A 13,251-nucleotide genomic window follows, 5' to 3' on the forward strand; every position below is an offset into this window, starting at 1 on the left:
CTCCTCGATCCGGTCGCGGGGCGAGCCGGTGTCATCCTGCACCACGACGATCGCACCACGAACGCGCAGCGGCCGCCGGCCGCTCTCGTGGCAACAGGCGTTGCTCGCCCGCACAGCGGACACCACGCCCGGTCCGTTGGCGGCCGGCAGGCCCTCGGGTGCCGCTGCGGACTCCTGGCACCTGAGCGTCCGCGCCCGGAAACCATCGGTGCTCACGATGCCGCAGGCGCCGGTGACCAATTTCTGTCACTCGACAGAAATACAGGCAACGCAGACGTTACGCGTGAGACCGATACGGATACATCGCCGTCACCACGACGTCTCGGCGCGCGGGAAAACTTTCAAGCGATAGATATTCGTGTCGGATGAAGGGCCCCGGGCCATGATCATTCTCGGAATCGCGGTCAGCGTGCTCGCGGTAATCGGCATCGGCCTGCTGGTTGCCCGCAAGGTGGACGGGGACAGCGTCAACTTCCTGGTCGCCGGACGATCGCTGGGCCTGCCGCTGGTCGCGGCCGGACTCATGGGGCAGGCGGTCGATTCCAACGCCACGCTCGGCAACACCGATCTGTCCGGCTCGCTCGGTTTCTGGGCGGGCGCGTCCCTACCGCTCGGGCTCGGGCTGTGCCTGCTGCTCACCGGTATCTTCTTCGCCAAACCGATGAACCGCATGGGTTTGCTGACCCTGCCGGACTTCTACCGGATCAAGTACGGGCGCGGCGTGGAACTGTCCGCCTCGGTCCTGATGATCTTCAGTTTCTGCATCCTGCTCGCCGGCAACCTGGTCGCGGGTGGTTATCTGTTCGAACGTTTCCTGGGCGTCCCCTACACCGCGGGTGTCCTGCTCATCGTGGCGATCGTGCTCACCTACACCGTCTCCGGCGGAATGTTCAGCGACGCCTACACCGCGCTGGCGCAGATGGTGATCACCGTGATCGGCTCGCTCTCCCTGCTGATCTGGGTGGGTTCGACCTACGGCATCCACATCCCCGACGGGATGGGCCCGTTCGACCTGGGCCAGCTGAGCAATACCTCCGAAGGCGCGGCGATCAACTGGGCCACCCTCATCGCGCTCGGGATCGGCGATATCGTCGCGATCGATTTCATGCAGCGCATTTTCTCCGCCCGCTCCCCCGAGATCGCCCGCCGCGCCTGCTTCGCCGGTGCCGCGGGCACCGCCCTGGTCGGTATTCCGTACGCGCTGGTCGCGCTGGCCACCACCGATATCGTCGACGCCGAGGGCGGGCCGCGCCTGCTGGCCCTGCTCGACGAGCACGCACCGGCGGGCCTGGCGATCCTGGTGCTGTCGGCGGTGATCGCCGCGTCGTGCTCGACCGCCAACGGAGCCATTCTCGGCACGGCCGCGGTCGCGACCCGCAATATCGCCGGCCGCACCGACCGCACCGATTCCGGCGGTCGCGACACCCTGCTGCGCGATGTGCGGATCACCATGCTGCCCGTGGCCGCGGTGGCCATCTTCTTCGCGGTGCAGGTGCCGCAGACCGGCATCCTGCTCACTCTCGCCTTCGACCTGATGCTGGCCGGGTTGATCGTGCCGTTCGTGGCCGCGCACCTCACTCGGCGAGTCACCACGGCCGCCGCGGTGGCGGCAATGGTCGTAGGGCTCGGCGTGCGGCTGGTGCTGTTCGTGCTCACCCCCACCATGTACGGCGTGCCGAATACGGTGCTGCACCTGGAGAATTCGCTGATCGGTCCCGGTTTCGACGGCTGGCCGACCTTCCTCGGGTTCCTGGCGTCGCTGGTCGCCTTTCTCGGCGTCCTCGCCGCGCAGCGACTGCGGGACGCCCGCCGCACTGCCACGACGCCGCCCGTCCCGGTGCCGCTGCCTGCCCCGGAACCCGCCAATCAGCCCGGCTGATCCGCGTCCGCCCGTCCGACGAGCAAGGAAAGACGATGACACCTCCCACCACCGCCTCCACGACGGGCGCCCGCGAGCACGCTCGCGCCCAGGCCACGGCCACCCTGGCCACCCCGGATCTGCCGGAAGGTGTCCGGCTCGCGGACACCACCTGGACCGTCCGGCTCCCGCCCGGCGGCCACACCAGCACGGTGCTCGGCCGCGGCACCCGGTTGCGGCTGGCCGATCCGCAGGGCTCGGCCTGCGCGCATCTGTTCCTGCTGCGAGCGGAAGCCCCGTGGGAGCGCCTCAATATCGCCGACACCATGAAAGTGCCCTGGCAGGCCTATATCGGGCCCGGCCATCCTCTGCTGTCGGACCAGGGCAGGGTGCTGGCGACCGTCCTCACCGATACCGCCGGGCGGCACGACACCCTGTGCGGCGCCACCCGGGAGGGCCGGCTGCTGCTGGAACGCGCGGGGAGCAAACACGGTCTCGAACCCCGGGATATCGGCCCGACGCTGTCGTTGTTCCGCGGTGTACGGGTCGGCGCGGACGGCAGCCTGAACGCCTCCGGTTCCGCGGACCCCGGCGCCTGTGTCGAACTGCTGATCCACCTGCCCGTGACCGTGCTGGTGGTCAATACCGCCCATCCGCTCGACGACGCCCCCGTCACCGATCTCGACCTGGTCGCCTGGCCGGGCGCACCCCTGGACACCACCACCGTGAACAGCGACCCGGAATACCTGCGGGCCGTGCAGAACACCGAACAGGCCTGGTCGGCCGCCCGGACTCGACAGGAGTGGGTATGAGCAACGCTGCCACCGCGACCGTAGTTCTCGACGAAACCGTGCCGGCGTGCGCGCCGTGGTCGGCGATCGTGCGCGCGGGCGAACGGCTCGACATCATCGACCTGCACGGTAACCAGGCCGTGGACTGCCTGCTGTACTCGGCGGCCGATCACACCGACCGCTACAGCGCGCAGGCCACGATCACCGCCCAGCGCAATATCTTCCTGACCACCGGCAGTGTGCTGCGCACCGACGCCGGTACCGCGCTGATGACCGTGATCGCCGACGAGGTCGGCAACCACGACACCATCGCCGGGGCCTGCTCCCAGGAGTCGAATACGCTGCGCTACGGCCACCACACCCGCCACCAGCACGCCTGCGTGGAGAACTTCCTGGCCGAGGCCGCGAAATGGGGTATGGGCAAACGGGATCTGGTATCGAATATCAACTGGTTCATGAATGTTCCGGTGGAATCCGACGGCACGCTCGGGATCGTCGACGGCCTGTCCGCGCCGGGTAAGACGGTCTCGCTGCGCGCGGAGATCGACACTTTGGTGCTGGTCTCGAACTGCCCGCAGATCAACAACCCGTGCAACGGTTTCGATCCGACGCCGGTGCGGATGGTGGTGACCCGATGACCGCCCCGGCGGCGCTCGAGCCGGATCCCGGGATCGCCGTACCGCAGGCGATGGTCGAACGACCGGGCATGCTGACCACCGTCCAGGACTGGCCCGGCCGGACCGGCTACTGGCATGTGGGCGTGCCGCCGTCGGGCCCGATGGACGATCTGTCGTTCCGGCTGGGCAACCGCGCACTGGGCAATGCCGAGGGCGCCGCCGGGCTGGAATGCACGATGGCCGGGCCGGCGCTGCGGTTCCCGGAGCCGACCTGGGTGTGTGTCACCGGCGCACCCGTCGACGTGACGGTCGCGGGCCGGCGGGTGCCGCTGTGGCGGCCGGTCCTGGTACCGGCGGGCGAGCTCCTCGATATCGGGACCGTACGGGGACCCGGGATGCGCTGCTACGTCCTGATCTCCGGCGGTGTGGCGCTGCCCGACTACCTGGGCAGCGCGGCGACGTTCACCCTCGGCCGGTTCGGTGGGGTCGCCGGCCGCGCCCTCGCCGCGGGGGATGTGCTGCCTCTCGGCCCGGCACCCGAGGCGCCGTCCGGTCCGGTCCCGGGTGGCGAACAGCCGGTACTCACCCGCACCTGGCAACTGGCCGTCACCGAAGGACCGCACGGCGCACCGGAATTCTTCACCCGCGCCGATATCGACACCCTGTACGGCACCGCCTACGAGGTGCATTTCAACTCCGACCGCACCGGCGTCCGGCTCATCGGGCCCAAACCCCGCTGGGCGCGGCCGGACGGCGGCGAGGCCGGGCTGCATCCGTCCAATATCCACGACACCGCCTACAGCGTCGGCGCACTCGATTTCACCGGCGATACCCCGATCCTGCTCGGCCCGGACGGTCCCAGTCTGGGCGGTTTCGTCTGCCCGGTCACGGTCACCGCCGCCGACCGGTGGAAACTCGGGCAGCTGTGCCCGGGCGATAGGGTGCGATTCGTCCCCGTCCGGGCCGATCGGACGGCCTCGCCCCGCGCGCTCGGCCCGGAACGCCGCGCCGGCTGGCCGACGGTTCTGTCGAGCGGCGGAGACGGCGACGACGGGGTCGTGCGGCGCGCCGAAACAGCGGACGGCACCCCGATCACCTACCGCCGCGCCGGGGACGACGGAATCCTGGTCGAATTCGGCACGATGACCTTGGATCTCGAACTGCGCGCCCGGGTACACGCGCTGCACGAACGGCTCCGGCTCGGCCGGGAACGCGGGATCACCGAGCTCACGCCGGGCGTCCGGTCGCTGCAGATCCGCCTCGACCCCACCGTCCTGAGCACCCCGGCGGCGCTGGATATGCTCACCGAGATCGAAGGCGAACTGCCCGCCGCCGCGGATCTGGTGGTGCCCAGCCGCACGGTCGAACTACCGCTGTCCTGGGACGATCCGGCCACCCGGGAGGCGATCACCCGCTATATGCACGGCGTACGCGCGGACGCGCCGTGGTGCCCGTGGAATATCGAGTTCATCCGCCGGATGAACGGGCTGGACTCGGTCGACGATGTTTTCGATACCGTCTTCGCCGCCGAATACCTCGTCCTCGGTCTCGGCGACGTCTATCTCGGTGCCCCACTGGCCACCCCGGCCGACCCGCGACACCGGCTGATCACCACCAAATACAATCCCGCCCGTACCTGGACTCCGGAGAACGCGGTCGGCATCGGCGGCGCGTACCTGTGTATCTACGGAATGGAAGGCCCCGGCGGATACCAGTTCGTCGGGCGCACCACTCAGGTGTGGAGCCGGACGGACCACGAAACACCCTGGCTGCTGCGGTTTTTCGACCGGATCAGCTGGTATCCGGTGAGCGCTGAGGAATTGCTGGACCTGCGGGCCGATTTCGCGGCCGGGCGCGGTGAACTCCGCGCCCGCGACGGCGAGTTCCGGCTGGCCGAGCACCGGCGGTTCCTTGCCGACAATGCCGCATCGATCGACGAGTTCAAGACGCGCCAGGCGGCGGCCTTCGCGGCCGAACGGGAATCCTGGCGCAGATCCGGCGAACTCACCGAATGAGGCCCGGCGGGTGCCGGAACCCGCCGGGACCGGCTCAGGCTCCGGCGTGTACCGGCGCCTCGAGCTGGGCCAGCACCCCGTCGGTGCTCAGCACCATGCCGCAGCGCCGGGCGGTGTAGCGCAACGCGATCGCATGCTCGTCGCGGCTGAAATCCGCGACCGCGTCGTGCACCATGAAGGCGCGGATATCGTTCATGAAGGCCTCCGCGGCGCTGAGCATACAGCCCATATGCGCGTAGACGCCGGTGACGAGCAGCTGGTCACGATTGCGGTAGCCGAGCAGCTGGCGCAGATCGGTGCGCTGGAACGCCGAGTACCGCCATTTGGTGACCTGGATATCGTTCTCGTCCGGTTTCAGCTCGGCGATGACCTCGGTATCCGGGCCGTCCGACATACCGGTGCCCCAGAAATCCGCGAGCAGGCCGCGGCGGTCGGGATGCTGATCACCGGGCTGCATACTGTAGACGACCGGAATGCCCAGCTCATGACATTTGTCGCGGAGCCGGACGATATTGTCGATCATCGTCCGGGCCGGATCGCGATCGAGCTGGTACGCGGTGAGGAAATAGTTCTGCATGTCGTGGATCAGCAGGGCACATCTGTCGGGGTCGAGTCGCCAGGACACCTGGTTGGTGATCTCGTCGTCCAACGACGGCATCGCATAGGGCGCGATCGGCTGCATGGGCATGTCCAGAACTCCTCATCTCTTGGGGCCCACAACTTTCTGGCAGGCTGCGGGCCCGGGCGCAGTAGCGGAATATCGTCGGGTCAGGGCACCGTGGCGGGCCTCCCGGTGACTCCCAGCGGGCCGAGGACGCGCTGGAGTTTGCCGGTGGTTTCGGCCAGTTCGTCGTCGGGATCGGATTCGGCGACGATGCCGCCGCCCGCGTACGCGAGCAGGGTCCGGTGGTCGGCGGCCAGCTCCGCACAGCGGATGCTCACCATCCATTCCCCGTTGCCGTCGGCATCGCACCAGCCCACCGCGCCCGCGTAGAAGCCCCGTTCGCCTTCGAGTTCGGCGATCAGCCGCGCGGCCGCGGCGGTCGGGGTACCGCAGATCGCCGGGGTGGGATGTAGCGCGTCGGCGAGTTCGAGTGCCGTCGGGCCGCCGGCCGATACCGTCGCGCCGATCGTGGTGCCGAGATGCCACATGGCCGGTGTCTCGGTGAGATCCGGGGCCGCGGGGGTACGCACATCGGTGCACCGGTCGCGCAGCACATCGGCGACATGCCGCACCACATAGCCGTGCTCGTGCTGGTCCTTGGCCGAGCCGAGCAGGGTTTCGGCGGCGATTCGGTCGGCCACCGGATCCTCGACTACCCGGCGGGCGGACCCCGCGAGCGGATGGCTGGTGACCTCCGGGCCGAGCCGCCGCACCAGGATCTCCGGGCTCGAACCCACCAGGTGGCGGCCGGTGTACACACCGCCCGCCGCGGAAAGGTCCACCAGGTAGCCGTTACCGGCGTGATCGGTGGAGACCAGCAGATCCAGCAGATCGACCGCGCGCACCGCACGGCCGGTGCGGGCCCGGACCTTCCTGGCCAGAACGACTTTGCGCAGCGGGTTCGCCGGATCGGCCAGCAACCGGACGGCACTGCTCACGCGGCGGACGTGTTCTTCCGGCTCCGGGAGACTTTCGGTGATCGCGATCTCGGGCGCGCGCACCGCACGGGCGGCCCGGGGGCCGTCGGTGATCGCGACGGTTTCCGGTGCCCACAGCGCGGCGGGGGCACCGGGAGTGAACGGCAACGCGCCGACGATATGGCTCACCCGCCGCGACCGCAACTGGGCGGCGGCTTCGGCGGCGCTGTGGAAGACACGGTTCCCGGCGGACGCGGTCACGGTGCGTTGCGGCCGGGACAGGACAAAAGCGGGATCCGCGGGATACGCGGAATTCTCGGCGTTGATGATGATCATCCTCTCGTGTCACATATCCAGCGTTGCGCCGCCGTCGACCCGCAGGTCGTGCATGGTGATGTGGCGCGCGGCATCGGAAACCAGGAAGCGGACGGCGGCGGCGATATCGGCCGGTTCGGCGATCCGCCGCAACGGGATTCCCAGCCGGTAGTTCTCGGGATCACCGTCGAGCAGGCTCGCCCGCGCGGTGTCGCCGAGGCCGTGCTCATCGGAATCGGCGTACATTCCGCGCAGCAGCGGGGTATCGGTCGAGCCGGGCGATACCAGATTCACCCGCACCCCGTGCGGTGCGACCTGCAGCGCCAGCGACCGGGTGAACGCGGTGGTGGCGGCCTTGGCGGCGCCGTATGCGGCCAGCCCGACCCTGGGTGTGGTGGCGGAATTCGAGGAGACGACCACGATGGAACCGCGCCGCACGGCGACCATTTCGCGGGCGGCGCGCTGCGCGACGTACACGGCGGCGTTGGTATTGACGGCGAGGCAGCGCTGCCATTCGTCGGCGGCGGTGTCCAGTGCCGAGCCACCGATCATCGCGCCGGCGGTGTGCACCACGATCCGGGGCGCGCCGGATGCGGCGACGGTGCGGTCGAACGCGGCGGCGACGGCCGCGGCGTCACGGAGATCGATTTCGGTGCCCCGGGCGGTGATTCCCTCGTGCTGTTGCCCGATCCGATCGGCCACCTCGTGCACCCGAGGGTCGGTGTCCCACAGTTCTATGAGCGGAGAATCGCCGGCGAGTTCGGTGGCGACGGCCGCTCCGATACCCCCGGCGGCTCCGGTGACGATGACCCCTTCGCCCCATTGCTTCGTGACCATTAGGTTAGCCTAACCTGAAGTTACATCGTAAGGCTAGCATTCCGGTGTGACATCGAACAAGATCGCCGATCGGAAAGAGGTGCTCCATGCCATCGTCCGTCCTGCCCGGTTTCACTCCGTGGCCACCGGATCAGGCCGCCCGGTACCGCGCCGAAAAGTGCTGGACCGGTGAGACGTTCGCGGACCTGCTGAGCAACCGAGCCGCGGCGACCCCGGAGGCGATCGCGGTCGTCGACGCGAACCATCGCTGGACCTACGCCGAACTGGACCGCCGCGCGCGGTCGCTGGCCACCGGGCTGATGCGGCTCGGGATCGGCCGGCACGACAGGGTCCTGGTGCAGCTGCCCAACCGGGCCGAATTCGTCGAAGCGATCTTCGCGTTGTTCAAGGCCGGCGCGCTGCCGGTGTTCTGCCTGCCCGCGCACCGGGCGGCCGAACTGGTGCCCATCGGCACCGCGAGCGGCGCGGTAGCGATGATCACCTGCGACACCCACCAGCGTTTCGACCATGCGGCGCTGGCCGATACGGTCCGCCGGCAGGTCGATACCCTGCGGCACGTCCTGCTGCTCACCGACCACCCGGACGCCGAGTTCGCCGAGGGCGCAACGAATCTCGCCGACTACCGTGACGAACCGGGCGATATGCCCGCGCTCGACGCCGGTGATGTCGCATTCCTGCAGCTCTCCGGGGGCAGCACCGGAATCCCGAAGCTCATCCCCCGCACCCACGACGACTACCTCTACAGCGTGCGGCGCAGCGCCGAGATCACCGAACTGGGCCCGGACTCCGTGTACATGGCCACTCTGCCGGTGGCACACAACTTCCCGATGAGTTCGCCGGGCATCCTGGGCGCGCTGTACGCGGGCGGGACGGTCGCGATGACACCGGACCCCACCCCGTCGACGGCGTTCGCGGCGATCGAACGCTTCGGGGTCACCATCACCGGACTGGTGCCGCCGCTGGCGCGGCTGTGGGTCGAACGGGCCGAAAAGGGCGGCGAGCTGCCGGACCTGTCCAGCCTCCGGGTGGTTCAGGTGGGCGGGGCCCGCTGCCCGGACGAACTGGCCCGCCGCGTGGGACCCGCGCTGGGCGTCACCCTGCAGCAGGTTTTCGGGATGGCCGAGGGGCTGGTGTGCTACACCCGCCTCGACGATCCGATCGAGGTCGTGGTCTCCACCCAGGGCCGGCCGATGTCGGGACTGGATCAGATCAAGATCGTCGACGACAACGGCGACGAGGTCGCGCCGGGCGCGGACGGCAATCTGAAAACGCAAGGGCCCTACACGATTCGGGGCTATTACGACAACCCCGAAGCCAACGCCCGCAGCTTCGATGCCGACGGCTGGTACAGCACCGGCGATATCGTCGCGTTGCGCCCGGACGGCAACCTCGTGGTGAAGGGCCGCGCCGGCGACTGGGTCAACCGGGGCGGCGAGAAGGTGTCGGCCGAAGAGCTCGAGGCCCATCTGCTCGAACACCCCGGGATCCGTGACGCGGTGATCGTGGGAACCCCTGACCCGGTACTCGGGCAGCGGATCTGCGCCTTCGTCCAGCCCGCCGATCCGGCCACGCCACCCACGCTGACCGCGGTGCGCAGTTTCGTCCGCGAACGCGGTATCGCGGCCTGGAAGATGCCGGACGCCGTGGTCACCATCGAGGAATTCCCGGAAACCGGAGTCGGGAAGACCAGCCGCCGCGATCTGCGCCGGCTGCTCGCCGAGGGCCACCGCGCACAGTGACCCGCGGTGCCGCGAACCACGCGCCCGGCGCGGTTCGCGGCGCCCGGTCACGGGCACAGCACCTCCAGCCAGGACTCCAAGACGGGGTCCCCGGCCAGCATCATCGGATCGACGGTCTCGTGACCCTCCGACCGCCATTTCTCCACCAGTTGCATGATGCGCACCGAATCCAGCCCGGCGTCGAGCAGATTGGTGTCGGTGGACAGTTCCTCGACCGGAACCCCCATCACCTCGGCGACATCGCGGATGAAGCGGTCGCGATCGGTGACGGCCGCCGCGTCGTTCGTCATGTTGTTGTGTCCTCTCGTCATTCTTCGCCGTCGAAATTCGCGATGCCGTGTTTCCAATAGCCCGCGATCAGGCAATCCTTGGGGCCGACACCGAGTTCGCCGCGGACCCATTTGCGGATCGGGCGCAGCTGCCCGGCCTCACCGGCCACCCACGCGTACACGTTCTGCCCGTCGGGCACGGTGACCGAGCGGATCGCCTTCTCCAGCAGATCCCCGGTGCCCGGTGCGGCGTCGCCGCGATGCAGCCACCGGACCTCGATCCCGGCCGGCGCGTCCAGATCGATCTCCTGGGTCGCGTCGATGACCTCGACGAACGCCCAGCCGGTGGTCTCGCGCGGGAGCCATTCCAGCCAGCGGGCGATCGCGGGCAATGCGGTGATATCCCCGGCGAACAGGTAGTTGTCGTAGCTGGTGGGCACCACCACGCCGCCGGGTGGCCCGGCGATATGCATCCGGGCGCCCGGTTGTACGGCCAGCGCCCAGTCCGAGGCGAGCCCGCCGGGATGGACGGCGAAATCGATATCCAGTTCGCCGGCCGCGGCGTCGTAGCGGCGCACCGTGTACTCCCGCGAGACCGGCCGCGGCGCAGGCCATTCCAACGAGAGACCGTCTTTCACCGGCAGCCGCAGCGAGCCGTCGCTGTCGGGGAAGACCACCCGGACGTGTTCGTCGGGCACATAGCTGTGGAACCCGTCGAGTCCCGGACCGCCGAAGGTGATCCGGATCAGCCCCGACCCGACCTGCGCGGTCCGCAAGACTTCCAGTTCCCGCAGCTCGATCGGATAGCCGACCTTCGCACCGTGTGTACCGGCCAGCACCTCGGCGATCCGCTCACGGTAGGCACCGCGATCCATCACACACCGTCCTTTCCTTTGTCCGCGATTCCGGTGGCCTCGACCGGCGGTTTCACCGGCGGCCCGGCCGGTGCGCCGGGCGCGGTGAGCCGGGCCAGCGGCACCATGAAGAGCAGGGCGAGCACCAGCAGCCCGAGCACTGCACCGCCATAGACCACCAGGGCGGCCCCCGGTTCCACGAGCCCGCCGATCACACCGGCCGCCATCGAACCGAGCGCCGTTCCGGTAACCGATTGCACCAGTTGCAGACTCGACAGCCGGCCGCGCATATCCTCCGGCGAATGCTGCTGCAGCACCGCGTAACGCAGGATGTTGTTCACCGCGCGCGCGATGCCGAAGGCCGCGAGTCCGAGGAAACTCCAGGCGATCTGCGGCCACGCGCCGGCCATGATCACGCCGAGCGGCATGAGCGCCAGCGAGACCAGCAGGGCCAGGCCGTTGCGCCGGGTGCGGCCGATCCAGCCGCTGGTCAGGGACCCGAGTACGGCGCCGACACCCGGGGCCGCGTAGAGCAGGCCCAGTGTCGCCGGACCGGCCTGCAGCGTTTGGTCCGCGAACGCCGGCAGCAGGACCAGCGGTCCGCTGACGAGCATGGCAAGCAGACCGCTCACCAGCACCGCGCGGATAACGCGGTGACGCATGGCGAATACGATCCCCTGACCCATTTCCACCAGCGGATTCCGCAGGTCCCGGGCCGGTGGCGGAGCCGAGCCGATGGCCCGGATCAAACCCACGGTGGCCGCGGTCGCCGCCGCGGCCGCGAAGAACGCGAACGAGACCCCGATCTGGGCGATCAGCACACCGGCGATGGCCGGGGTGATCATGGTGCCCAGGTCCGAGGTCAACGTGATCAGGGCCCCCGCCGCCGGCATCTTCGCGCGGTCCACCAGCATCGGCACCAGCGCCATCATCGCCGACCCGCTGATCCCGCCGGCCAGCCCGTCCACGACACCGGCCGCGTAGATCACCGGCAGGATCGGATCGGCCAGGATCGCGTTGATACCCAGCGCCAGGAACGCCAGCCCGGCCGCGGTCCGCGACCACTGCATCACCGTGCGCCGGTCGAACCGGTCGGCGATCACCCCGCCCGCCAGGCTTCCCGCGAACAGGGCGACCGCCATCGTGGTCGATACTCCGGCCACGTGCAGGCTCGACCCGGTGAGGTCGTAGACCTGCACCGGCAGGGCCACCATGAGCAGCCCGATGCCGAGCACGGAGATCAGCCGCGCGCCGAAGGCACAGCGGAACCGCCGGCTCTCCCGCAACGGGGAGATATCGATGAGGAGGCCGGCGGTGGCTGTCACTTGAACTGCTCCTGGATCAGGTCGAGGGTGTTCATGACGCCGCGGTAATCCGGCCGGTAGCTGGTGGCCGGCAGTTCGTAGACCTTCTTGTCCTTGAACGCGGGCAGCTGCGCGAACATCGGGTCCTTGGCCAGATCGGCCGCGCTCTTGGCACCGCTGAGCGGAACCACGATCACCACGGGCTGGTCGACGACCTTGGTCAGCAGCTCGGGGCTGAAGTTGAACCAGTCGGCGGAGGGGTTGATCTCGGGGTTACCGGCCTTGGCGACAACCTGGTCGTCGGCCTTGAAACCCAGCTCGGCCAGCAGCGTCGGCAGAGCGGCGTTCGGCAGGACCATCTTCGGCTTACCGTCGGCCGCGGACTGGAAGTAGCCGATCTGCTGCGCGGGCGCCTTGACCGTCTCGGCGACCTGCTTGAACTTATCGTCGTAGGCACCGATCAGCTCGCCGACCTTATCGCCCTTGCCGACCACATCGGCGAGCAGTTTCAGCTGATCCTGCCAGCCGGTGACGTCACCGGGCACCAGCACGGTCGGCGCGATGGCACTGAGCTGATCGTAGGCGTCGGTCGACTGTTTGGCCGGGAAACCCTGGCCACCACCGATGATCAGGTCGGGCTGCATCGAGGCGACGAACTCCACGTTCACGCTCTGCCCGATCGGCACCACCTGGGTGCCCTGTTCGGTCGCGTCGGCCTCCCACGTGGGCGGGAACTTGCCGCTGCGGTCGGTCACGCCGAGCACCCGGGTGTCCGCCGCGACCACCGGAACGTCGAGGTCGTAGAGGTAACCGGCGAGCGCGCCGTTGAGCACCACGACCCGCTGCGGGTTCGCCGGCACCTCGATGGTGCCCTTCTGGGTCTGGATCGGCCGGGTCCCGGATTCCGCGGCCGGCTCGGCATCGGAGCTACAGCCCGCGACCGCGACGACCGCGACGAACAGGCCGACTACGGCACGTAGCCAGGCCGCGAAGCGGCTGTGGGATAACAGCGACATAGGTGTTTCACTTTCTTTCTCGAACCACCGGGGCACCGGATGATGCCGCGGCAGA

General features: G+C 69.1%; 12 protein-coding genes. 5 read left to right on the forward strand and 7 right to left on the reverse strand.

Going from position 1 to position 13,251, the window contains the following annotated elements; genetic code table 11:
* Positions 1 to 382 precede the first annotated feature (382 nt).
* From ACQEVO_RS22075 to ACQEVO_RS22090, 4 genes are read left to right on the forward strand one after another with little or no spacing between them, the layout of a single operon-like run.
* Complete coding sequence (locus ACQEVO_RS22075; RefSeq protein ID WP_432916183.1) at positions 383 to 1,879, forward strand: sodium:solute symporter family protein; 1,497 nt, start codon at positions 383 to 385, stop codon at positions 1,877 to 1,879.
* 35 nt (positions 1,880 to 1,914) lie between these two features.
* A complete protein-coding gene (locus ACQEVO_RS22080; RefSeq protein WP_432916185.1) occupies positions 1,915 to 2,670 on the forward strand; it encodes a DUF1989 domain-containing protein in 756 nt (251 codons plus the stop codon).
* Positions 2,667 to 3,287, forward strand: coding sequence for an urea amidolyase associated protein UAAP2 (locus tag ACQEVO_RS22085; protein WP_432916188.1), 621 nt, complete (start codon positions 2,667 to 2,669; stop codon positions 3,285 to 3,287). The genes ACQEVO_RS22080 and ACQEVO_RS22085 overlap by 4 nt, the downstream gene beginning before the upstream one ends.
* Positions 3,284 to 5,281 carry a 5-oxoprolinase/urea amidolyase family protein gene (locus ACQEVO_RS22090; RefSeq protein ID WP_432916191.1) on the forward strand — a complete coding sequence of 666 codons (1,998 nt, stop codon included), beginning with the start codon at positions 3,284 to 3,286 and terminating at the stop codon, positions 5,279 to 5,281. Before ACQEVO_RS22085 ends, ACQEVO_RS22090 begins: the two co-directional genes overlap by 4 nt.
* A gap of 34 nt (positions 5,282 to 5,315) precedes the next feature.
* Here ACQEVO_RS22090 and ACQEVO_RS22095 read toward each other — a convergent pair whose 3' ends face one another.
* The 3 genes from ACQEVO_RS22095 to ACQEVO_RS22105 all read right to left on the reverse strand — a co-directional run bounded on the left by ACQEVO_RS22095 (position 5,316) and on the right by ACQEVO_RS22105 (position 8,014).
* Positions 5,316 to 5,969: an isochorismatase family protein gene (locus tag ACQEVO_RS22095; RefSeq protein WP_432916194.1), complete on the reverse strand. Its 654-nt coding sequence runs from the start codon at positions 5,967 to 5,969 to the stop codon at positions 5,316 to 5,318.
* A gap of 80 nt (positions 5,970 to 6,049) precedes the next feature.
* On the reverse strand, positions 6,050 to 7,198 hold the full coding sequence (locus ACQEVO_RS22100) for an isochorismate synthase (protein WP_432916197.1): 1,149 nt from the start codon (positions 7,196 to 7,198) through the stop codon (positions 6,050 to 6,052).
* Positions 7,199 to 7,207: 9 nt separating this feature from the next.
* On the reverse strand, positions 7,208 to 8,014 hold the full coding sequence (locus tag ACQEVO_RS22105; protein ID WP_432916200.1) for an SDR family oxidoreductase: 807 nt from the start codon (positions 8,012 to 8,014) through the stop codon (positions 7,208 to 7,210).
* A gap of 86 nt (positions 8,015 to 8,100) precedes the next feature.
* Between ACQEVO_RS22105 and ACQEVO_RS22110 the strand changes: the two genes are divergently transcribed.
* Positions 8,101 to 9,753: a (2,3-dihydroxybenzoyl)adenylate synthase gene (locus ACQEVO_RS22110; RefSeq protein WP_432916202.1), complete on the forward strand. Its 1,653-nt coding sequence runs from the start codon at positions 8,101 to 8,103 to the stop codon at positions 9,751 to 9,753.
* 47 nt (positions 9,754 to 9,800) lie between these two features.
* On the opposite strand, the gene ACQEVO_RS22115 is transcribed toward ACQEVO_RS22110, so the two are convergent.
* The 4 genes from ACQEVO_RS22115 to ACQEVO_RS22130 are packed head-to-tail and all read right to left on the reverse strand — an operon-like array spanning position 9,801 to position 13,196.
* Positions 9,801 to 10,043 (reverse strand): phosphopantetheine-binding protein, encoded by a 243-nt coding sequence (locus ACQEVO_RS22115; protein WP_280423565.1) that lies wholly within the window; start codon positions 10,041 to 10,043, stop codon positions 9,801 to 9,803.
* A gap of 17 nt (positions 10,044 to 10,060) precedes the next feature.
* On the reverse strand, positions 10,061 to 10,897 hold the full coding sequence (locus tag ACQEVO_RS22120) for a siderophore-interacting protein (protein ID WP_432922907.1): 837 nt from the start codon (positions 10,895 to 10,897) through the stop codon (positions 10,061 to 10,063).
* Complete coding sequence (entS, locus tag ACQEVO_RS22125) at positions 10,897 to 12,201, reverse strand: enterobactin transporter EntS (RefSeq protein WP_432916205.1); 1,305 nt, start codon at positions 12,199 to 12,201, stop codon at positions 10,897 to 10,899. The genes ACQEVO_RS22120 and entS overlap by 1 nt, the downstream gene beginning before the upstream one ends.
* Positions 12,198 to 13,196 carry an ABC transporter substrate-binding protein gene (locus ACQEVO_RS22130; RefSeq protein WP_432916208.1) on the reverse strand — a complete coding sequence of 333 codons (999 nt, stop codon included), beginning with the start codon at positions 13,194 to 13,196 and terminating at the stop codon, positions 12,198 to 12,200. The genes entS and ACQEVO_RS22130 overlap by 4 nt, the downstream gene beginning before the upstream one ends.
* Positions 13,197 to 13,251 lie beyond the last annotated feature (55 nt).

The sequence above is a fragment of the Nocardia sp. CA-290969 genome, from assembly GCF_050936135.1.
Classification (GTDB): Bacteria; Actinomycetota; Actinomycetes; order Mycobacteriales; family Mycobacteriaceae; genus Nocardia.